21 protein-coding genes and 1 riboswitch are annotated in these 22,630 nt (G+C 48.2%); of the genes, 17 read left to right on the top strand and 4 right to left on the bottom strand.

Going from position 1 to position 22,630, the window contains the following annotated elements; all coding sequences use genetic code 11:
• Positions 1 to 27 precede the first annotated feature (27 nt).
• From GN111_RS17925 to GN111_RS17850, 16 genes are all read left to right on the top strand, one after another.
• A complete protein-coding gene (locus GN111_RS17925) occupies positions 28 to 1,650 on the top strand; it encodes an arylsulfatase (protein ID WP_155305066.1) in 1,623 nt (540 codons plus the stop codon).
• Positions 1,651 to 1,716: 66 nt separating this feature from the next.
• Positions 1,717 to 2,706: an HAD family hydrolase gene (locus GN111_RS17920; RefSeq protein ID WP_155305065.1), complete on the top strand. Its 990-nt coding sequence runs from the start codon at positions 1,717 to 1,719 to the stop codon at positions 2,704 to 2,706.
• A gap of 64 nt (positions 2,707 to 2,770) precedes the next feature.
• Positions 2,771 to 3,586: a mechanosensitive ion channel family protein gene (locus tag GN111_RS17915; RefSeq protein ID WP_170302354.1), complete on the top strand. Its 816-nt coding sequence runs from the start codon at positions 2,771 to 2,773 to the stop codon at positions 3,584 to 3,586.
• A gap of 565 nt (positions 3,587 to 4,151) precedes the next feature.
• Positions 4,152 to 4,853, top strand: coding sequence for a DUF7019 family protein (locus GN111_RS17910; RefSeq protein WP_155305063.1), 702 nt, complete (start codon positions 4,152 to 4,154; stop codon positions 4,851 to 4,853).
• 14 nt (positions 4,854 to 4,867) lie between these two features.
• Positions 4,868 to 5,128 carry an HU family DNA-binding protein gene (locus GN111_RS17905; RefSeq protein WP_231715484.1) on the top strand — a complete coding sequence of 87 codons (261 nt, stop codon included), beginning with the start codon at positions 4,868 to 4,870 and terminating at the stop codon, positions 5,126 to 5,128.
• Between the two features lie 312 nt (positions 5,129 to 5,440).
• Positions 5,441 to 6,964, top strand: coding sequence for a sensor histidine kinase (locus tag GN111_RS17900; protein ID WP_155305061.1), 1,524 nt, complete (start codon positions 5,441 to 5,443; stop codon positions 6,962 to 6,964).
• Positions 6,961 to 8,286, top strand: a complete 1,326-nt coding sequence (locus GN111_RS17895; protein WP_155305060.1) for a sigma-54-dependent transcriptional regulator — start codon at positions 6,961 to 6,963, stop codon at positions 8,284 to 8,286. The genes GN111_RS17900 and GN111_RS17895 overlap by 4 nt, the downstream gene beginning before the upstream one ends.
• Before the next feature lie 189 nt (positions 8,287 to 8,475).
• Positions 8,476 to 10,305: a sensor histidine kinase gene (locus GN111_RS17890; RefSeq protein WP_155305059.1), complete on the top strand. Its 1,830-nt coding sequence runs from the start codon at positions 8,476 to 8,478 to the stop codon at positions 10,303 to 10,305.
• A 12-nt stretch (positions 10,306 to 10,317) separates the two neighbouring features.
• Positions 10,318 to 11,043 carry a sigma-54-dependent transcriptional regulator gene (locus tag GN111_RS17885; protein WP_155305058.1) on the top strand — a complete coding sequence of 242 codons (726 nt, stop codon included), beginning with the start codon at positions 10,318 to 10,320 and terminating at the stop codon, positions 11,041 to 11,043.
• Positions 11,033 to 11,473, top strand: coding sequence for a potassium channel family protein (locus GN111_RS17880; RefSeq protein WP_155305057.1), 441 nt, complete (start codon positions 11,033 to 11,035; stop codon positions 11,471 to 11,473). The genes GN111_RS17885 and GN111_RS17880 overlap by 11 nt, the downstream gene beginning before the upstream one ends.
• On the top strand, positions 11,470 to 12,132 hold the full coding sequence (locus GN111_RS17875; RefSeq protein WP_155305056.1) for a potassium channel family protein: 663 nt from the start codon (positions 11,470 to 11,472) through the stop codon (positions 12,130 to 12,132). The genes GN111_RS17880 and GN111_RS17875 overlap by 4 nt, the downstream gene beginning before the upstream one ends.
• 12 nt (positions 12,133 to 12,144) lie before the next feature.
• A complete protein-coding gene (locus GN111_RS17870; protein WP_155305055.1) occupies positions 12,145 to 13,626 on the top strand; it encodes a TrkH family potassium uptake protein in 1,482 nt (493 codons plus the stop codon).
• A 13-nt stretch (positions 13,627 to 13,639) separates the two neighbouring features.
• Entirely contained in the window at positions 13,640 to 14,242 is a 603-nt protein-coding gene (locus tag GN111_RS17865; RefSeq protein WP_155305054.1) for a hypothetical protein, read from the top strand.
• Positions 14,239 to 15,609 carry a TrkH family potassium uptake protein gene (locus GN111_RS17860; RefSeq protein ID WP_155305053.1) on the top strand — a complete coding sequence of 457 codons (1,371 nt, stop codon included), beginning with the start codon at positions 14,239 to 14,241 and terminating at the stop codon, positions 15,607 to 15,609. Before GN111_RS17865 ends, GN111_RS17860 begins: the two co-directional genes overlap by 4 nt.
• 13 nt (positions 15,610 to 15,622) lie before the next feature.
• On the top strand, positions 15,623 to 16,279 hold the full coding sequence (locus GN111_RS17855) for a potassium channel family protein (RefSeq protein WP_155305052.1): 657 nt from the start codon (positions 15,623 to 15,625) through the stop codon (positions 16,277 to 16,279).
• 349 nt (positions 16,280 to 16,628) lie between these two features.
• On the top strand, positions 16,629 to 17,267 hold the full coding sequence (locus GN111_RS17850; protein WP_155305051.1) for an MCP four helix bundle domain-containing protein: 639 nt from the start codon (positions 16,629 to 16,631) through the stop codon (positions 17,265 to 17,267).
• 144 nt (positions 17,268 to 17,411) lie between these two features.
• Here the strand turns inward: GN111_RS17850 and GN111_RS17845 are convergent, their stop codons facing one another.
• The 4 genes from GN111_RS17845 to GN111_RS17830 all read right to left on the bottom strand — a co-directional run bounded on the left by GN111_RS17845 (position 17,412) and on the right by GN111_RS17830 (position 19,978).
• Complete coding sequence (locus GN111_RS17845; protein WP_155305050.1) at positions 17,412 to 17,756, bottom strand: DUF190 domain-containing protein; 345 nt, start codon at positions 17,754 to 17,756, stop codon at positions 17,412 to 17,414.
• An 11-nt stretch (positions 17,757 to 17,767) separates the two neighbouring features.
• On the bottom strand, positions 17,768 to 18,145 hold the full coding sequence (locus tag GN111_RS17840; RefSeq protein ID WP_155305049.1) for a fluoride efflux transporter FluC: 378 nt from the start codon (positions 18,143 to 18,145) through the stop codon (positions 17,768 to 17,770).
• A gap of 111 nt (positions 18,146 to 18,256) precedes the next feature.
• Positions 18,257 to 18,320, bottom strand: a riboswitch (Fluoride riboswitch).
• A 373-nt stretch (positions 18,321 to 18,693) separates the two neighbouring features.
• Positions 18,694 to 18,954: a hypothetical protein gene (locus GN111_RS17835; protein ID WP_155305048.1), complete on the bottom strand. Its 261-nt coding sequence runs from the start codon at positions 18,952 to 18,954 to the stop codon at positions 18,694 to 18,696.
• A gap of 25 nt (positions 18,955 to 18,979) precedes the next feature.
• Positions 18,980 to 19,978: a transposase gene (locus GN111_RS17830; RefSeq protein ID WP_155305047.1), complete on the bottom strand. Its 999-nt coding sequence runs from the start codon at positions 19,976 to 19,978 to the stop codon at positions 18,980 to 18,982.
• Positions 19,979 to 20,735: 757 nt separating this feature from the next.
• On the opposite strand from GN111_RS17830, the gene GN111_RS17825 reads away from it, so the two are divergent.
• Positions 20,736 to 22,538, top strand: coding sequence for a sigma 54-interacting transcriptional regulator (locus GN111_RS17825; protein WP_155305046.1), 1,803 nt, complete (start codon positions 20,736 to 20,738; stop codon positions 22,536 to 22,538).
• The last annotated feature ends 92 nt before the right edge of the window (positions 22,539 to 22,630 follow it).

Genomic DNA, 22,630 nt, shown 5'->3' with positions numbered 1-22,630 from the left:
AAGTGAAAATGAAAGGAATGAAAAAAAATGAAAACATCCTCAAAAAAAACAATTTTATTTTTTTTGGCGTCGTTGACTGTTGCCCTGACATTGACGATCGTCCCGGCGACCGCTGCCGACAAAAAGCCCAACATCCTCGTCATCTGGGGGGATGACATCGGCACCTGGAACATCAGCCATAACAATCGTGGTATGATGGGATACCGTACACCCAACATCGACCGCATCGCCAAAGATGGTCTCAGCTTTACCGATTACTACGGCCAACAGTCCTGTACCGCCGGGCGAGCCGCGTTCCTCAACGGTAGTGTCCCCGTCCGCACCGGCATGACCAAAGTCGGTATGCCCAACGCCCCCCAGGGCTGGCAAAAGACCGATGTCACCTTCGCCACTGTGCTCAAGGCCCAGGGCTACGCCACAGGACAGTTCGGAAAAAACCATCAAGGCGATCGGGACGAGCATCTGCCAACAATGCACGGATTTGATGAATTCTTCGGCAACCTTTACCACCTCAACGCCGAGGAAGAACCGGAAAACCGCGACTACCCGACCAATCTGAAGCTGGCCAACGGCAAAACGTTTGACAAGCAGTTCGGTCCACGGGGCGTAATCAAGGCAAAGGCACGTTCCGGTGGCAAACAGGAAGTCAAAGACACCGGCCCGCTCACCAAGAAGCGCATGGAAACCATCGACGAGGAGACCCTCGCCGCCGCCAAGGATTTCATCCAGCGCCAGCAGAAGGCTGGCAATCCCTGGATGTGCTGGTGGAACGCCACCCGCATGCACTTCCGAACCCATGTGAAAGATGCGCACAAAAACCTCGCCGGCCCCAATTCGAACGAGTACCATGACGGCATGGTAGAGCACGATATTCACGTGGGCGAGTTGCTCAAGCTTCTCGATGACATGGCCATCGCGGAAAACACTATCGTGTTATACTCCACGGACAACGGCCCGCACTTCAACACATGGCCAGACGCGGGCACTACGCCGTTTCGAAACGAGAAAAACTCCAACTGGGAAGGCGCCTTCCGCGTTCCTGCGTTTGTCCGCTGGCCCGCCAAATTCCCTAAGGGCGTGACCGTCAACGGCATCGTAGCTCACGAGGACTGGCTACCCACCTTCGCCGCCGCCGCCGGTGAGCCTGCCATCAAGGAAAAGCTCAAGAAAGGCGTCAAATTAAACGGCCGAAAATACAAAAACTACCTCGACGGCTACAATATGTTGGACTACCTTACGAAGGCCGGTACGTTCAAGACCGTCTCCGAGGACCAAAAGGCCAGCCCGCGTAAGGAATTCATCTACGTCACCGATGGTGGCGAGGTGTGTGCCATCCGCGTCGGTGACTGGAAAGCGGTCTATCTGGAAAACCGCGAGAAGACACTGCAGATCTGGCGTGAACCGTTCATTAAGCTCAGAATGCCGTTGTTGTTTAACCTGCGTCGAGACACATTCGAGAAGGCGCAGCATAACTCCAACACCTATCATGACTGGGTGATCGACCGCGCCTACATGTTCGGTCCAATGCAGGTCGTTGCCAGTAATTTCCTCGTGACCATGAAGGACTACCCGCCCAGCCAGACGCCCGGCGACTGGAGTCTGGCCACCCTCGAAGCACAGATCAAGAGCATGACCATGGGTGGCAAGTAAACGCATCAATCCGGTGGGGCATTCATGCGCTGTGTCCCACCTTTTTCCCTTTTAATAGGAGACACAATGAATCCTCGCATGTTTTGGTTGTTCATCGTTATCGTGGTTGTCTCGTTTGCCACCGAAGTCCAGGCTACGGACCCGCTGCCATCCTGGAACGACGGCCAAACCAAACAGTCTATATTGACGTTTGTGGAAAAGGTGACGACGTCAGGATCCCCCGACTTCGTGCCTGTCGCCGAGCGAATCGCCACCTTCGACAACGACGGTACGCTGTGGAGCGAACAGCCGATGTATTTTCAGTTGTTCTTCGCCCTGGACCGGGTCAAGATACTTGCACCCCAGCATCCCGAATGGAAGGGCAAAGAACCCTTCGCATCGCTGCTTAAGGGGGATGTGAAGGCAACACTGGCTGGCGGGGAAAAAGCGATTCTCGAGATCGTCATGGCCACCCACGCGGGTATGACCACAACGGAGTTCGAGAAGATCGTCAAGAGCTGGATCGCCGCGGCCAGTCATCCCAAAACCGGCAGGCGCTATACCGCAATGGTCTTCCAACCGATGCTGGAATTGCTCGCCTTCCTGCAAGCTAACGATTTCAAGACATTTATCGTCTCGGGTGGCGGGATAGAGTTCATGCGGCCCTGGACCGAAACGGTCTATGGCATTCCACCCGAACATGTCGTCGGAAGCAGTATTAAGACGAAGTACGAAGTGCGAAATGGTAAGCCCGTAATCACGCGACTACCAGAATTGAACTTCATAGATGACAAGGCAGGCAAGCCAGTCGGTATCCACCAGCATATTGGCCGCATTCCGATTATGGCTGTTGGTAATTCCGACGGCGATTTCGAGATGCTGGATTGGGCAACTTCCGGTGAGGGGTTGCGTTTTGGCCTTCTCATACATCACACGGATGACAAGCGCGAATGGGCTTATGACCGTGACTCCCATATTGGGAAGCTCGATCGTGGGCTTAATGAAGGCCCGGGTCGAGGATGGACCATTGTTAGCATGAAGGATGACTGGAAGGTAATTTTTCCATTTGAAAAATGATAGCACCTACAAGACAAGCAGTAAATTTATCCAACTTGGCCAATGGAATTAAATGGAGGGCGTTATGGGTTCGGTATCCACCAACTTTAGCAACTACGTCAGTGAAATTAGCAGAATTGGCGGAGAATTTGGCCCCATGCTGGTAAAGGGCATGATCCTCCTGCTGATTGTACTCATTTTGGCGAAATACTTGGCTCGTTTTTTAGTCCCGCTCCTCGTGAAAATTGGAGTGTCAGACCGCAATGCGGCTTATTCTGTCACTGGACTTCATATCCTGATTCTCTTGATCGGCACGATCTTAGTTTTGAGTATGGTTGGTTTTCCGGGATCGCTTCTGGTTAGGGTGGTAATGGTCTTCCTGATGGTGGTGTTGGCAGTCTATATTATTGCTAAACCCTACGTCCCCCAATTACCCTTTCAGAAAGGGGATATTATTAAAACCGCGGCAGGCTCAGGTACTGTTGACCAGATGTCCATAATAAATACACGGCTACGGACCTTTGACGGAAAAATGATCTACATCCCAAACCAGAAAATATTCAACGACACGGTGACCAATTCCAGCGTAAGGCCCAACCGGCGATTGGACATCGATTTTTTCATTCCCTATGATCAGGATGTAGAAAAGGTAAAAGCTGCGGTAGGCGAGATCCTGCAGGAGGAGGAGATTGTGCTTGAGAAACCGGCGCCTCGGATCGTTATTGATAAATTCACACCTGATTATATGGAGATGAAGGCTCGGTTTTGGGTGGAGAGAAAGCATGCGCTGACGGGGCGGTGGGGATTGAACGAAAAAATCAAGCTGAGATTCGAAGAAGAAGGGATCTCAATGGCATCTCCCAGACTACAGGTCAGTCTACCTCATGAAGAGCAGAATTAAAAAATTTAGCGCATAACTTTATAATTCGCTTGTAATTTTGACTATCATCCGGCCCTATTAACGACGACAGGCCAACAGCAGCACGGGCCACGGTTCGACATTGATCCAGCCCCCCATTAGCACTGGCATTCTCGGACAGCAAACCATTTCGGGTCAAAAATAGCACGCATTGATGATCGCAGTTTATTTTCAGATCTGCGGATCTGATCTCATCGAAAACTGCGTGGAACTAATGGTGTAGCTGCCTGAGACATGCCCTCCTGAATCAATACCCCTACAACGCCCGGCCATTCGTATTGAACGATAACCAATCAATATCTTGACACAATCCTTATATCAGGTCTATCCTACCCAAGATCCCCACTTTCCATCCCCTAATAAATCACAAAAGCAGGAGCGCTGAACGCATGAACAAGCTTGATCTGATCCAGGCATTGAAGGATACAACAGATTTACACAGATTCATCAGAAGAAATTGTTTTCAGGTACTTTCGGACGTCCCCTTTCATCGTCACCACCTAAATATATTTGACATAGATGAAGAACTACTGCGGAGGATGGGTCAATGAGCGTCAAGTATTACCTATATGTTTCCAACACAAAAGTTGAGATGCTTTTCGATCAGATACCCCGCGAAATTCTCTCTGGAATTGCAGGCGAGCTAAAGATTAATGTTGGTGTTCTGAGTACCACATTAAAGAAAGTTGCAGATCCTGAAACGCTTTATGCCAAAACTAAGGCCGTAGTCCGGTGCATTGAAAAGCATGAAAATGTGGGCACTATTGAAAATCCAGCATCGTGCTTCAAGGGCAGGCTCTCTGTGAAATGGGGTCAATACAAGACATCGTCCAAACATTTGGATGAGCCGAGTCCTCTGGTATACTTTAGTGGATACACGGGCAAGACCATTTTGGGACTCGGTGGCTCCATACATCATGTGGTAGGATCAGTTGGCCATGTCAAGGCGCACTCACATTCTACCACACCATTCATGGTCGAACAGATTTACAAAGGCCTTGAGACTCCTATTCTTACAAAGGATAAAGAAGCCCTATATCGATCTAAAGACTTGGAAGATATTGAGGATAGTGAGAGTAACATCGCGATGGCGATCTATCTTGCAACATTCGAAATGTGGGGATCAGAGGAAACTGTTGAATTCTTAGCTCGTCGATTAGCATATTTCGAAAACGGTGCGCATACCAATGGGCGTACTGACATGAACCTACTTCTTGGAACACCAATCTACGCGGCTCTTGAAGAATAATAGATCGGTGTAACTTGTTCCAGGCATTGAAGGACGCCGCTAACCTGTCAAAATCCGAGGCTGCTGCTGTTGTTGAAATCTTTTTTAATGGAATGACTGAAGCTCTGGCCAGAGGGGAACGTGTTGAGATTCGTGGGCTGTGCTCCTTTTTCGTCAAGGAATACGATGGATACACCGGGCGCAATCCAAAGACGGGTGAACGGGTAAATATCACTCCGAAGAAACTGCCGTTTTTTAAAGTGGGGAAGGAATTGAAGGAGCGGGTGGATCGCTGAGGTTCAAATCCATAAATAGGCTCATCAAACGAAAATTCATCCTATTACCAAAATAGACCCTTATATCTTCTATGATTTATCCGTGTTGTACAGTGGTAAGCTGCTGTTATCTTGTATTCGTGATTATGACCTATCCAATTGAAAACAGGCGCAAGTTTCAAAAACCGGTCAATGTGATAAGAGCCAAATAGGTCAGATTAACTTTCAAACTTGGTTTGCGGGTCTGTTAGGGGTAAAATCTATCAAACTGGTTTACGCATATAAAGCCGAAAGAGGACAACCATCTGGATTCTTAATCAATCTATTTGGCTTATGGAACATAAAGAAAGCCCAATCCGTCATCCGATACGTATCAAGATTTTCTTGGTGAGCCTGGTACCCACATTGGCCTTGCTGGTTGCTGCGTTCATAAACAATCAGTATCTGAATGCGCTGGGATATAGTGCCGAGCAAATACTCTCTAAAAATTACAAAAGCATCCGGGCTGCACAGGAAGCCCGTAAAACTCTTGAAGAGATTCGCAACCCGTTGCTTGGGCAAACTTACCACGCGCAAAGCGCTATACCCGTTTCCCGAGAAATGCTCAGAATCTTATCAGCCAATTTGAACGTTTGCCGGGAAAATATAACCGAACCGGGCGAACGCGAATTGATCGATAAGTTGATCGAAAGCTATGCCATATATGAGCCCTTGGTAAAATCACTGCAACCAAATCTAGCGGGGATAAATCCACACGATCGCTTCTCCGATTTTCTTGTGCTCACTACCAAAATGGTCTCGTTCATCGATGATCTGGTTGCTATCAACGAATCTGCCATGGAACGTGCGGAACAGGATACCAGTCTCCTGGCAAGCCAGGCGCAACGCAACACTGCCATACTATTTGGCGTCATCATCACCGGCATATTGGTTTTAAGCTATTTTTTGTCATATCGAATCGCCAAGCCCATCATGACACTTGCCGATCAGCTGTTGACCACCAAAGAAGGCAGCGGATTATATCCTGCCGTTGAATCACGGACAAACGATGAGATAGGCTACCTTACGCAGTCATTCAACCGCTTATTCAATAGGCTGAAACAGTATGATCAACACCGCGATGAAATCATTGCCAGCGAGCAAGAGAAGGTGCGCCGTGGTGAGGAAGCCAAAGGGAAGTTTATCGCCGATATTTCCCATCAGTTGAAAACACCCATGACGTCATTGGCCATGAGTATCGGGATGTTGAACAGCCACGGTGAAAAGTTTGCTTCTGACAAATGCGTCAAGCTCATCGCCACCGCGCACGACGACTGCAATCGTCTGACCGCCTTGATCAACGAACTAGTGGATATCTCTCGCCTTGAAGCCATGTCCCAACCACGCCCCAAAGAGACGCTCGATATCACCGTCGTGATCAAGGAATGCCTCGCCCCCTTGATGAAACAGGCAGAAACCAGGGGGGTAACCATTGAAATTGAAATATCCGGTAATCTGCCCCACATGACGATCGATTCTTTCCGTTTTCCCTGGGTGATTACCAACCTAGTTGGCAACGCCCTTCGTTACACCGACCGGGGAGGGCATATCCGTCTCAAGGTTTACCGACAGCGGTCCCGTTTCTATTTTCAATGCACAGATACTGGCAGCGGTATCGACCCACGATTTTTGCCGCATATCTTCGACCGTTTCACCCAATTTTCCGAACGGGGTAAAGGTGGTACAATCGGTTTGGGTCTGGCCATCGTCAAGGATATTATCGAACAGCATGGCGGTGACATCGAGGTCGAAAGCACGGTAGGTGCAGGAACCTGTTTTACCTTCTGGATTCCCGAACATACGGAGTGCCAAGCGTGAAGAGAGCGCTGATCATCGACGATGATAAGAACATTCTGACTACACTTGAAGTATATCTGGAAGACAAGGGCTTCGATGTAATCACGGCAGGCTCCGGCGAGGCAGGGATCAATCACCTCAGAGGTGTGATGCCCGACCTGGTGCTTCTGGACATGAAGCTGCCGGACCGCGACGGCCTTGATGTACTCAAAGAAATTATGGCCAGCGGCATCAAAACGCAAGTGTTGATCATTACCGCCTATGCCACCATCGAAACGGCCGTCAGTGCAGTAAAAATGGGCGCTTTTGATTACCTACCCAAACCCTTTGTCCCCGACCAGCTGGATTTGATCCTGGAAAAACTGAAACGCTTCCATCACATGGAGGTCCAGATTGCGACTCTCAAGGGCATTTTCTCTGAAGGTGGAATTCTGACGCGTAACCACCGCATGCGAAAGATCCTTCAAACCGCCCGCCAGGCCGCCGACTCCGAGGCAATTGTTTTGGTCAGCGGCGAAAGCGGCACTGGCAAAGGATTGCTGGCACGACTAATCCATGATTGGAGTCCGCGAAAAGGAAAGGCATTCGTTACCGTCGATTGCGCAGCCCTTCAGGAAAACCTGCTGGAAAGTGATTTGTTTGGCCATATCAAGGGTGCGTTCACCGGTGCGCTTCGCGACAAGGAAGGAAAGCTCAAGCTGGCTGAAGGAGGAACGGTATTCCTCGATGAGGTTTCGGAGATTCCGGCGGCCGTCCAGGGCAAACTGTTGCGATTCATTCAACACCGGGAATATGAGCGTTTGGGCGATCCCAACCCGCATACGGTGGATGTGCGCATCATTGCCGCTACCAACAAGGATCTTGAAGAAATGGTCCGCGACGGCCGCTTCAGGGAAGATCTCTATTTTCGATTGAACGTATTAGAGCTTTTCTTGCCGCCTTTGCGTGAACGACCCGAAGACGTGACATTACTGGCCGACCATTACCTAAAGCAATCCTCCCGCATCAACGAAAAAACGGTCCGCCGAATCTCCGACGATGCGAGCCATCATCTGCAATGTTATACTTGGCCAGGAAACGTCCGGGAACTCATCAACACCATTGAAAGATCGGTGATCATGACCCAGGGAACTGAACTGAGTGCAGATGATTTACCGCCCCACATTGCAAAATTCAACCCTGTCGCTGCCGGCGAATCTTCTTTAAAAAGTCTTGAAGAGATAGAGAAAGACCACATCCAAAGCGTTATTTCCCACACACCCTCCCTCGATGAAGCCGCCAAGGTGCTAGGTATCGACCCTGCGACCCTATGGCGCAAACGCAAAAAATATCAGTTGGACTGACCTTGCATTTTGCAAGGACGATTTCTTGCATAATTCAAGATTTTTCCTCCTGCCTGTCCTGAGATCCTGCCGATACGATATATAATTTAGTAATTACAATATATTAAGGTTTAGGCATCCAATTTGCTTTTTATCCGGGCAAACGTTGGTAACAAACGAATTTGCCGGGAAAAAGCGAAGAGAGCCTACATGACCTTGAAAAATAAAATTCTAATTGGACATGGCATCCCGTATTTGCTCATGGGACTGGTCGTCATCTGGGCAGTAGTCAATTTGTTATCTTTGGGGAAAGCCACCGATGGCATTCTCAGTGAAAATTATCGAAGTATTCTCGCCGCTGAAAATATGGTGGATGCACTTGAACGGCAGGACAGCGGCATTTTGATTCTACATTTGGGAAATGCAGTCAGCGGCATCGCGCAATTCCGAAAGAATGAGGCTGTTTTCCTGCAATGGTTGGCCAGGGCAAAGGACAACATCACAATTCTGGGTGAGGATGAACTGGTGCGATCTATTGAAGCGGACTATGCCGTCTATCGTAGCCACTTCTCAAAATTGACAGATCTGCAATCATTCTCAGAAACAGTGGACACCGTAGCAGGTTATCAAACAACCACCTATCCCCTTTTCTCTAAAGTCCGTAATGCATGCATCGATCTTCGGGATCTCAACGAGAAAACAATGTATGCGGCAAGCCTCAAAGCCAGTCAGGTTGCAAAAAAAGCAATCTGGTCCACAGTTGGGGTTGCTGCAGTAACTCTGTTCATCGCATTGGCTTTCAGTATACTGCTGGCACAACGGATTATCCAACCGATCAGGCATTTTGTGAATGCTTCTCGAAGGATTTCCAAGGGAGACTATGCCGTTAAGATACCAGTGGGAACCCATGATGAGTTGGGACATTTGGCCGAGGAGTTCAACAGCATGGCAACCCAAGTCGATCAATACCACAAGATGAATATCGACCAGATTATCGCCGAAAAGAATAAGGGAGAAGCGATTTTATCCAGCATTGAAGATGGTTTGGTGGTATTTGATGTAACCCTCGGTGTAACCGGTATCAATCCGGCTGCCCGTCGATTGGCCGATTTTGGGTTTTCCGAAAAAAAGCCTTTATTGTGTGCAGATATTTTTCATGATCCCATCATCTGCGACTTGGTCCGCAAGGTTGTCGAAACCGGGATATCTCCTGTCACTTCAGATGAACAACGGGTCCTCACAATAGAACAGGACGGGAAAGCACGCCAATATCTGTGTACGGTTACCGCTATTCGAGGAAAAGACCGCAGCTTGTCCGGCGCAATTCTTTTGCTGCGGGATGTTACCCGCCTCAAGGAAGTGGAACGGCTCAAGAGCGAATTTGTCATGGCCGCTTCCCACGAACTTCGCACCCCTCTAACCAGTTTAGGTATGAGTGTCGATCTTCTCCTGGAACATGCCGTACAGGGTCTTGCGAAAAAGGATATCGACCTTCTCCAGGCCGCGCATGAGGAAGTCCACCGCATGAAGGCACTTGTCAATGATCTGCTTGACCTATCAAGAATCGAGGCAGGCAGGATCGATTTGGAGTTCGAGTGCGTTCCGGTCTCAATTCTGTTTGACCATGCTGAAGCGGTCTTCAAAAACCAAACGGACATGAAGGAGGTCTCATTGACATCGGAGCTCGCTGGCGGCATGCCTATGGTTCGCGCCGACGCCAATAAAATCACGTGGGTGTTATCCAATTTGATTTCCAATGCCCTGCGATACGTGAGCAAGGGCGGCCACATCGGTCTCTCGGCGTACCGGATCGGGCCTCACGTTCATCTCTCCGTACAAGATGATGGGCCAGGGATTCCGCCCGAGTATCAATCCAAAATATTCCAGAAATTCGTTCAAGTTAAGGGCCAAGAAACTGGCGGGACGGGTTTGGGTCTGGCCATTTGCAAGGAAATCGTGCGTGCACACGGGGGCGCGATTTGGATGGAATCGTCCGCTGGTCAGGGAAGCACCTTCATATTCACCTTGCCGGTGGCCTAATAGGAGGGACGCATGGAAAAGAAACCAATTCTTATCGTTGACGATGAGAAGAACATCCGCCTGACCATGTCGCAGTCATTGGAACCCCTGGATATTCTGATCCAGACAGCCGTGAACGGCGAGGAGGCGCTTCAGAAACTCAATGAAACTTCATTCGGCTTGGTTTTTTTGGATTTGAAAATGCCAGGGATAGATGGAATGGAGGTCCTACGGCAAATCAAGGACGACTGGCCAAACATTCGGGTGATCATCATCACAGCCCACGGGACGATTGAATCGGCCGTGGAAGCAATGAAGCTCGGTGCAGTGGATTTCATTCAAAAGCCTTTTAGTCCTGGTGAAATTCGAGAGTTGGCCACTCAAGTGCTGAAACGCGAGGCGTTGGATGAGAACAAGACCGTCGATTATTTTTCATTGATTGAGCTTACAAAAAGACACATCTCGGACCGTGGGTTCGCGGTCGCTCGTGAAACGGTCCGGAAGGCCATCGCAGCGAACCCGGCTCAGCCGGAAGCGTACAATCTTCTCGGGGCATTGCTGGAAATCAAGGGTGATTGGTTGGAGGCCCAAAAATTCTATCGGGCGGCCTTGGATATCGATGCCACCTTCAAATCAGCCCAAGCGAACCTGGATCGATCCACCTCCTGGCACAAATTCGGAAAGATTGATCTCGGGCCGGATAAGAAGGTCACGGATTCCAAGGACGACGACGCCAAGGAGGGATCGAATGAAGAATAATCGCTTCATCGCGATTGTGGGGTGCGGGCGGCTTGGCTCCCATTTAGCCAATCACCTCAGTCGTGCCGGCAATTCGGTGGTGGTGATCGATATGGATGAGTCCACCTTCAATGACCTATCGCCCGATTTCAGCGGGTTTCGAGTCCATGGGGATGCAACCCAGATGGCCGTGCTCAAAGAGACAAAGGCTAACAAAGCAGACGTTCTGATCGCCACAACACACGAGGACAACGTCAATTTGATGGTTGCCCAGGTGGCGCGGCGGATCTTCAATGTTCCCCATGTGCTGGCCAGGGTTTTTGACCCCAAGAGAGAGGCGGTTTACGCGCAATTAGGTATTGACACCATATGCCCAACTTCCGTTGCCGCAAAGATGTTCTTACAGGCCGTTGCTAATGGAACCGCCGAACGGGAAGGAGCACAATCATGAAAGTGCTAATCGTCGGAGGCGGAAACACGCTCTACTTTCTTTCCCGGAATTTCACGGCGCGGGGTTATCAGGTCGTCATCATTAACCGAAACCAGGAAGAGTGCGTCCAATTGGCCCGCCAGCTTTCAGCCATGGTGGTATGCGGAGACGGCAGTGATGCCGGGATTCTAAGGGAAGCCGGTGCAATGGACGCCGACGCCGTTCTCTCCATCACTCCTAACGACCAGGATAATCTGGTTATCTGTCAGCTGGCTTCCCGTATATTCGGTGTGCCCAGGACTGTTGCCCTGGCAAACGACCCTGATAATGCAGAGATATTCGAAAAGCTGGGAGTCTCGGGTTTTTCCACAACCAGCATCGTCGGAAGCCTGATTGAGCAGCGAGCATCCCTGGAACAAATCACCAATTTGTTGCCCGTAGGCGAAGGTCGGGTGAATGTGACGGAGATCATCCTCGACGACGATTCTCCGGTCGTGGGAAAGCTTTTAAAGGATATCAACCTGCCTGAAAACGCCCTGGTAGCCGTGGTGATCCGTGACAACAGGCCGATCGTCCCTCGCGGAGCCAATGACCTGTTGTCAGGCGACCGTATCGTCCTCATCACGCTTCCGGAAAATCATGGACCTGTGCTCAAGGTGTTCACAGGCGAACGGATGTAGAGGAACCAGTCCATGCGAGAGAATGAATATCTCAAACAGCGTTATGCCGTGATCATCTCTTCGGTCGGAATGATTCTGTGTCTCGCCAGCGCTGTGATGTTAACTCCCCTTCTGACGCTCACGTCACATCCCGAGGAGATCGATCAAGCATTGGCCTTTGGTCTGCCTAGTTTCTTTCTTTTCATATTAGGGGTTGTGTGCTGGTTAGCATTTCGTTCCCAGCACAATTTCACGCTTACGGTTCAGGAAGGCGGTATCATCGTTCTGGTAAGTTGGATCGTCGTCATCCTTTTTTCAGCATGGCCATTTACGCTCGCGTTAAGACTACCGTATTCCCGTGCCGTATTCGAATCGGTCAGTGGATGGACTACCACCGGGCTTTCGGTGCTGGACGTGACCAGCGCTGGCAACATGATCCTGCTCTGGCGCAGCATCATTCAATTGGCCGGTGGAGCAGGATTGGCCATCATCATGATGTCGGCCATTATCGGTCCTGTCGGCATCAGCATATCGAACGCTGAGGGACGAAGCGACCAACTCGTGCCGCATGTCAGGCAATCGGCTCGCCTGGTTCTGATCATCTATGCTTCCTACGCGCTCGCTGGAATCATCGCGTATCGGATAGCGGGAATGTCTCTTTTCGACGCAGTCAATCACTCATTCGCCGCTGTTTCCACTGGCGGATTCTCAACACGAGCGGAGAGCATCGGATATTGGAATTCGACGGCCATCGAGGCGGTAACCCTGCCGCTGATGCTTCTTGGCAATTTGAGCTTCGTCACTGCCTGGTTGCTATGGCGTGGTAAGCTGCGAATGGTTGCACGAAACGGCGAAGTTCGTTTAGTGGTCGTCCTCATTTCATTATCAGCAATGGCTATGTTCCTGCTGACAAGCCAGGCCCTCTACCCCCAGTTCGGAAAATCAATCCGGGTCGCGATCTTCGAGACAGTGACAGCTTTAACCACAACGGGTTTTTCAACCGTTAGTTACGGCAATTGGAATGCCTTCGGCCTATTTCTGTTGATCATTCTGATGCTGATTGGCGGGGGAACTTGTTCAACGGCCGGAGGGATCAAGCAGTTTCGAATCTATCTGCTGTGGAAGATGGTTTTATGGGAAATTAAACGATTCCTCATTCCCCGCACCGCGGTGTTGGAACGTCCCATCTGGGAGGGCAACAGACGCGTTTTTGTGGAAGACGCTAGAATTCGCCAGGTGATGGTTTTTATCTTCCTATATCTGGTGATTTATGTGCTCGGAGTCATGATTTTGTGTGCGTGCGGTTTCAGCCTTGTTGATTCTCTTTTTGAATTCGCTTCCGCTATAGGAACAGTCGGACTCTCAGTTGGTGTCACCTCACCTCAGATGCCGGACGCCGCCCTGTGGTCCGAAACAATAGCCATGTTCCTCGGGCGATTGGAACTCATCGTCGTAATCGTCAGTCTTTTGAAAATCGGGGGCGATAGTCGACGAATGTTAGTACGGACTCCATGAGAAAGATAATGGGATGAAAAAAGGAGAGTTCAAATCATTTGCAGTAGAGGATAGCTCGCGAAACCTGCTGTCGCTGGCATGCGACCTATCCGGCGGTATTGACTATTCGTCGCCGGACGAGGCGTGGGTGGCAAGTCCGATCCAGTGCCTATACAAGGCCTTTGAACATAAACCCAAGATCATCGTGATTTCATTCATACGGACATCTATCCAGGAGCGTGAAACCCTCGTGGAATTGAGTGCCGCACTGAAGCGAAACAGCCACACCAATCAGAGTATTGTCCTGGCGCTCCTGGTTACAAAGCATCGCAAATTGGCTAAAGATCTCAAAAGGGCGAAAGTCGACTATGTCCGGTGCATTGGTGATGCCAAGCTGGATTCAAATCTTGTGCGAGAGATCATCCATGACTTGGGGCCGGCGGACAGTCTTGACAGGGTTCTCGAAACCCTGTGCCCATTTCTGAATTATAGCAAAATCGATTCACAACGCGAGATGATGGTATGCGGAGCTTATCTTGACCGCATGGTCCTCGGTGGTCGTCGCCTTCATGAATTGTGCGAGACTGAAGACCACCCTTATTGTGAATACTATCAGCATCCGAGGCGCAAGTTATGATGCTTCGGACTCGCATTCTCAGGGCACATCCGGCGACACTTGTACTGGCCAGTTTTCTATTGGCCATCGGTATCGGAACACTGTTTCTCAAGCTCCCGTTTTCCAGCAATGCCGGTTACATTTCTTGGATGGATGCACTCTTTACTGCTACGTCAGCGGTTTGCGTCACCGGCCTCGTGGTCGTGGATACCGGCACCTATTTCACTTATCTTGGACAGATCGTCATCCTGGTTCTCATTCAGGTAGGTGGGCTGGGAGTGATGACGATTTCGGTGGCGCTATTTAGATGGATCGGTCGTAATATCTCTTTTCGGCATCGAATGGTCATGCAGGATTTGTTCACTCATACCCCGCGCGAGGACATCTTTGGCCTCGTAAAAAGCATTGTCTTGTATACTATCGGTGCTGAACTGATAGGGGCGGTCCTACTGACAATCCACTGGAACAAGGAATTTCATTTGGGTCGCGCCGTCTATACAGGGGTGTTTCATTCGATTTCAGCGTTTTGTAACGCCGGTTTCTCCTTATTTTCAGACAGCATGGTGCGATACAGCAACGATCTTTGGCTAAATTTGACGCTGTGCGTGTTAATTGTGGTTGGTGGTATCGGGTTCCCGGTGCTTTACGATCTACAGAGCTGGATCAAATTCCGGAAACGTCAACGCTGCCGCTTGTCGATTCAGACAAAGACAGTTCTATGGACAACATTGACCCTGATCTTCTTGGGTGCATTCATGTTCGCGGTCTTGGAGCAACTTCCAATAAGCGAAAGCCAACCAATCTCGCATCGCATCCTGACGCCCTTATTCCAATCTATTACGTGTCGAACCGCAGGTTTCAATACAATCGATATTGCCTCATTGAAAAACGCCACCCTGGCAATGATGATCTTTCTTATGTTTTTCGGCGCATCACCAGGGTCCTGCGGTGGCGGTGTGAAAACCACAACCTTGGCCTTGCTGGCAGCTTTTACAATAAGCCGTTTAAGGCAGCGACGTAGGGTCAATTTATTCAAGAAAAGTGTCCCCGGCGAAACGGTTGTCCGCAGTGTATCCCTGGTTCTTATTTCCATTGCAATCATCTGCATTGTCCTTTTCCTGATTCTGGTTGGAAATGCCATCGACGGCCATCGATTGGAAGACACGCAAAGAACGTTCATTGAATATCTCTTTGAAACGGTATCCGCGTTTGGAACGGTGGGCCTTTCCATGGGTGCCACCTCGCAATTGAACATGTGGAGCAAATTCTGGATCATCGTTATGATGATCATTGGTAGGGTAGGGGTGCTCACCTTCTCATACATGGTTGTAGGCACCCAAGCTACCAATGGAGTGGAACACTCCGAAGAAAATTTGATGATCGGATAAAAGGATCATAATCATGAAACGATTTGCTGTGATCGGGTTGGGTAATTTCGGATTTCATGCAGCCAAAGCATTGTATGAAGATGGTAATGAAGTGTTGGCGGTCGACGCTGATAAAGGAAGAGTCCAGGCTATTGACGCCTACTGTACGGAAGCGATCGTTCTTGATGCCACAGACAAAGAAGCTGTGAAGGCACTCGGTCTGGAAAATGTTGATGGCGTAATCGTGTCTACGGGGACAAAAATCAGCATCAGTATCCTGATTTGCCTCTATCTTCAGGAGGCCGGTGTCAAGAAAATCCTGGCCAAGGCCCTGGATGATGACCATGCAAAAATTCTTAAGCGGGTGGGTGCGACACAGATTATTCATCCTGAGCGTGATATGGCGGTGCGAATATCACGGGGTTTATCCCGCCCAAACGTACTGGACTTTATTCCGCTGGCAGAAGAGTTCGATTTGGTTCAAGTCGGCCCGCCCAGAGAATTTATCGGAAAAAACCTGAAAGATCTAAATCTGAGAGCCAAATATAATGTTCACATCATCGCTATTAAGGAACTCGTACCCGAAAATTTCATTTTGGTCCCGTCGGCAAGCTTCGTAATTAAAGATAGTGATATCTTGATTATGCTGGGAAAGACTGAGGATATCAAGCGGATCAAGGCGTTATTATAGACTCCTAAACGATAAAGAATGAATATGGTCATTTCAAATCAAATGTAAGCATAGAATTTACCCAGGAAAGGAAATGACCACCGTGACCTTGCGCAGAAACTACAGGCTATCACCCTATGGAGACGGCCTGTGATTTAAAAAGGAAAACAGGTTCTATTAATTTAGTTCGAGACCGAGGGGGAGACAATCGTTGACTTTCTTGAGATGAAAGAATGGCGTTTCCGGTCAACGATTGACAAACACTGGTTTCCAATGTCGAACTGTCGATTCGACTTTGGGAATGGCCAACCCGGCACCGGATTGTGAAGGACCCCGGCTGCTTTGACGTATAGATGAAAGAACAATCCTCATGAATAAAAGCAATCGGAAAATCAGTCCAGACGGAATTAAGATGGCTTTATGCATTTTAGTGTTGGCCGCGTTTATCATGATGATGTTCGGAACTGTTCGCTCAACTAGTTTCGATCAAATGTCCGGCAAAAAATTACTACATCAGATTCGTGTCGATACACTGGCCTACCGGTTGGCGGAATTGGAATCGCTCCTATCATTTGAAAAAACGCAGTGGGATGAATACAAAGACAGGATGACTTCTGAGGCAGTACAATTAGAACGAAACATGGCAGAACTGAAAAAAATATTGGTCACAGACGAAGAAAAAACAGCATATGCCTGTTTTAAAGAGGACTGGACGGCTTATACCATAAATATCAACGCCATACCGGAGCTGGCCGTTAAAGGCTCTGTTCCGCAGGTTGCTGAGGCTTTTGTACAAACATCCAGAGCCTTGTATGAGAAGTCGAGACAGTCCCTCGACACATTATTTGAAGTCAAGGCCAACGCCCCGGAATCTTGGTCCGGCTTTTTTAAGATATTTACCACCGGAAACAAACTTACCTTGTCCTTTCTATTCATTTGCGGAACTGCAGCCATTTTTATTTTGATTTTCAATCTATACGATAAAGCTATGAGAAGAATAAATTCATGATGAATGCTTGTTGGATTCTGGTAGGCTGCCATCTTGGACTGTGGCTCTTGACAGGATGGATTCGGCGCTCGTTGGCTGCACAATAGTTTTAACGCTTGGATACCTGGGATGGTACAAGCTCTTACCTCCTACCAAGTCAGAGCATCAAATATTGGGATTGTGCCGGTAGGCTATAACTCGTACCTTTTCTATCGTTATCAACCCTTCACCTATCAACTTGTCTAATTCTGGAAGAAAGGCATTGATCGTCCCTTCTTCATCGACAATTTCCACAACCACTGGAAGGTCATCAGAAAGTCGTAAAACCTTTGATGTATGGATCCGGCTGTTAGCTCCGAATCCCAAAAATCCTCTCAATGCCGTGGCTCCCGCCATGCCTTGCTTCCGGGCTTCTTCCACGATCACTTCACAAAGAGGTCTACCATCGATTTTGTCGCTTTCTCCGATGAAGATCCGCAATAAAAATGCTTCTGATGGAAGTTTCGTCATTATACCCTCCTTCAACTCAGCCGTCCGACTGTCAGGCCGATGTACAAAGCGAACAAACCGAGCCCGTTCTGTATGGTCAAGTTCGCGACCGCATGTAACCATTCTGTCAACCGGAATAGTTCACTTGTCTCAAGCACCATGGCCGAGAAGGTGGTAAAGGCTCCCATGAAACCGGCTATAACAATCGTTCGGGTCTCGCTGGAGACAGCCCACCGGTTTTCGAACAAGGACCAAAACAGTCCAGCCAATAAACAGCCCGCTATGTTTACGACCACAGTCCCCCAGGGAAAAGACATCCCGTTGATTTTGTGAACAAGCCCTGTCAATCCATAGCGAGCAAGCGTTCCCTTTGCGCCGGCCAGTGCCAACCAAGATAGTTTCTGCATCATGGATGAAGTCCTCCTTTTAATTAAAACATCCGGGCCATGGCGTAGGCATAAAAAAACCCGCTTTGCAGCGGGTTACTCTTGGAACCATATAGCCCCCACCGCCACATCGCCTGTGCGGTAGGAGTCATCAGCCCGGCCCGGGCAGTTGTTGGGGGACTCCATCCCCAGAATTTTGAATAATTTACCTCTTCTCCCCTAAAAAATCAAGACTAATCCTGTTACCTTCAAACGTATAAGGACATAGTGAGGTCAGACGTCTGCACCTATCACGGTAGTTTTGTCATTTGAGCCCAAAAAGACGTTGACGGAACTAAAACTGATCCTACATTGTGTCAGTTAAGTTGGCACCGGCCCAAGTCACTGCAATCTCTTGGATAGAGCACGCAAATCCATCATTGGGCTTGTTCTTTGTATAGGAACGGGAAGGCCAGTCTTTTTTTTAGATATGGTATTAATTTCCTGCTTCACATGAAATTTCCAGTTCGGTAGGAAAGTGGGGGGATGGATTATCACGTTGAGCTTGTTATTGGCTTGCACGAATTCACCAGTTAGACATTTATTCGATAATTAGAAATATCCTTGATATTGATCTCTCCGTCTTCGATGATCAGGCGGTCTATTAATTCAAGATTTACAATATTGTGAGGTAGGCTTACAATCAGATAAATCGAGGATATCGAAAGATCGATCACAGTAACCGTCGTGCCTGTTTTCATAAAATCCAAGAAGGTAAATTTCTCGCCATATTTTTTGGAAATACTGACCGTTACGATATTGTCCGATGCACTTGCATAGGTAATAATTTCCATCTAGACAAGCACCCAAAGATAACGCTCACCAGAGGGTATTATTTGGTATCGGAGTGGCTTGAAGCATATGCTCAACAATCGGTATCATACTGACGGTAAACGGGATGTTGTCCAGAAATCCGGATACTGTATCCTTGACGATGATATCGGTATGTGGCTCGAACAACGATACTACTTTGTCTTTGGCATCGACCGTTTCTCCATGAAGAACCCGGCGTTCGGTCTGGTGGATCACCCTGCGGGTCAGATCGACAAAATGTTCGATCTGGAAGCCAATCGTCATGACCAGCGGGTCGCAGGTCGCACCGGCATTGATCGTAGCGACTGCCTTATGAGCGTACCCAACCACTTTGCGACTGGTTTTGAGCAGGTCCACATAGGCAACCTTACGCTTGTTTTTCCGTTTGGCATTCATCACCGCCAGCATCCGTCGTTTGGCAACACGGGTATGGTTATGGAAGCCAGGAACTGTGATCCCCGATTCATCCCGGAGGCGCTTCAGCAGCCTCGTCAACACGCGAACACCATCCCACAGCAGGTTGGAGTCGGTGGGATGATGGATGTGGGTTTCAACGCACGTGCAATCGACCCGGACCTGTCGGCCCTTTTCAATGCCCTTTTGCTTCGCATATCCCAAAAGATCCGCATTGATCAGTTCCCAGGTGGCATCCGATATGCCTTTGATATTTTTGTTCAGGGCGGATTTTTTGTATCCCTTGTCGGCGATACCGATCCGGCAGAACCAACTCAATGCCTGCGAATCGACAATATGAAATGCCAGTTCATCATACGTAAAACCGAAAAGGATTTTGACGATAGCACAACGCAGCACCTGGTCGGCGCTCATGCCGTCAGCCCCAGTTCGATAGGCCACCAGCTTGCCCTTGTTCAAATCTTGAAGAACGCGATCACAGATGATAGGGTGAGCATCGATGATACCACTGATAGCTGTAAGTTCTTTTGCTTGGGCGTGGTCTTTGATCTGAGGCATCAGGGGCATCTGTTTTTGCCATTTTTCGCGCATTTTGTGATCGGCTCCTTTCTTTCTTTTGTAGTGATATTGGTTGTTTGGCGACTTTCAATATACTACAAAGAGAAGAGAAAAACCACTACAAAATGCGCGTTTCTTATTTATTACAGGTAGTTATTCCTGTGGATGAGCACTAATTATTTTTACAATCATCCCAAATTTCTGGGCTGATGTAAACGAGGAAGAGGATTTATATACACAGTTATGTAGGCCGTTTAACCTGCAGCAACCAACTTTCAACCAAAAGAATCCGTTCTTTGGGGCCATTCAAATTTATCAATCTCGTGTGTAATAACATTAATCATGATGCCAGAAATCAGCATAACACGGCCACGATAATAAAGCGGTATCGCGCGATGATGCCGACCAGACTGAAACTCAACAAAGCGAAAACCATTGACGGGTTCTTTTCCCGGACGACTCGGGTGTGTTGAAAAATATCATTGAGTTTGACCTAAATCGTTGCTGGGTGGGTGACTACGACAATAAACATTGGTTGTTTGCTGTCTTAGGCACAATGATAAAAATGATGCAGTTTCAAACGTTCAAAAAATGGAGATCAACTTGGAAAACCAAAGCACAAATCTTAAAATATAAAACCCTATCACTGAAGAAAATATTCATCAATTGTGGTATCAGGCCACAAGTCTGTATGGTAATTATAAAATGCCCAATTGATATTCTTTTGAAAATCCGGTAAGATAGATCAAATCATTAAAATAATTCCGCGTAATCCCTAACTTATGAAGCCATGAATGAGAAAAAGAAAAATAAAACTGATTGCATAATCAGGCAAATCGGTTCTTCTATGGCGGAAGATTGGTATCGGACCCTTTTTGAACATACTGGAACCGCCATTGTTGTATTGAACAAAGATATGACCCTTTTTTCATCAAATAGCGAGTTCAACCAATTATCCGAGATTGGTAATGACTTAGCCCGATCGTCTATGAGTTTTCTTGATTTCGTAGTCACTGAAGATTGCGACCGGCTTAAGCGGTACCATAGACAAAGGCGCAAAGAGGGGGGTAAGGCCCCATCAGAATACGAATTCCAATTGATAACTGTTAGCGGAGACAAACGTACAATCTCTGCGACGGTAGATATAGTTCCTGGTACCGAAAAAAGCATTCTGTCTCTTATCGATATTACTGATAAAAAAGAAGCTGATCTGGCTTTGAGGGAGAGTGAGCGATTGATGAAGACCATATTGGATAATTTCCCCGGCATTGTCTACCATTGCAGACATCCTAACGACTGGCAGGTTGAGTTTGTCAGTCCTAGATGCAAAGAACTGACTGGATATGAATCTTCTACCTTTGTCGGTCCTCTTGAACGACTTCTTAAACGGTTAGTTCATCCTGAGGATTGGCGGATGGTCTTGAATGAAATCAAACGTTCACTTAGAGCAAAAAAACCTTTTGGGATGACATACAGAATTCGGACATTAGCGGGTGAAGAGAAGTGGGTTTGGGAACAAGGCATCGGCCACTACGATGAAAAAGGCAAGGTTTTGTCATTTGAAGGATTTATTACGGACATTACCGAACACAAATTAGCCGAAATTGAATTGGTCAGAGAGAATGAATCTCTGAAATCTTCAATCAAAGATCGGTATAAACTTGGATCTATCATCGGCATTAGCCCTATCATGCAGGTCGTCTACGAGCAGATTATCCGTGCTGCCAGAACCGATGCCAGCGTTGTAATCACGGGGAAGTCAGGCACCGGGAAAGAATTGGTCGCCCGCGCTATCCACCAGCTAAGCGATCGCAAAGACAAGGCCTTTGTGCCGGTAAATTGTGGCGCGATTCCCGACAACCTGCTTGAGAGCGAGTTTTTCGGTTATAAAAAAGGTGCTTTTACTGGTGCGGCCAGCGATACAGGAGGCTTCCTTGAGGTGGCCAACGGCGGGAGCCTTTTCTTGGATGAACTCGAAACCTTGAGCACGACTATGCAGGTTAAGCTTCTTCGTGTCATCGATGGATATGGATATACTCCCGTGGGAGGTAGGGAAACAAAAAAATCCGATGTCCGAGTAATCGCCGCTACCAATGTTGATCTTCAAGAGCAGCTGAATCAGGGTTTAATGCGCGAAGATTTCTATTTTCGTATTAATGTTTTTCCTATTCATGTTCCACCCTTGAAAGAAAGGCCACAGGACATCCCCTTATTGATCGACCATTTTATAGAAAAGTTTGGTAACGTAAACAACCCCTTAACCATTCCTGCAACCATTCGAGATGACATGAAAAAATATGATTGGCCAGGCAATGTAAGAGAGCTTCAAAACACGATTCAACGCTATGCAGCCACTGGCAATTTCAGTTTTTTTAATCCTTCAACATCCTCTTCTGGCAAGCCTACAAACCTCTCTTCCGCAACATTTCAAAGGACTAATGGGAGCTTGCAGGAAGAAATGGAATCTCTTGAAAAGTCCATCATTATAGAGGCCCTTGACCAAAACCGATGGCAACGCGGTGAAACAGCAACTATGCTGAAGATTGATCGCAAAACCCTTCTCAGAAAGATGAAAAAGCACGGAATCAATTAGCCCCATCATGTACCATTCCTGCCCCACCCCCTTATCATTCTTAAAACATTATATATTTTAGCAGTCTTTATTGAACACATAGGCATTCATGC

It is taken from the genome of Desulfosarcina widdelii, from assembly GCF_009688965.1.
Taxonomy (GTDB): domain Bacteria; phylum Desulfobacterota; class Desulfobacteria; order Desulfobacterales; family Desulfosarcinaceae; genus Desulfosarcina; species Desulfosarcina widdelii.
This window is presented reverse-complemented; position numbering and strand designations above follow the sequence as displayed.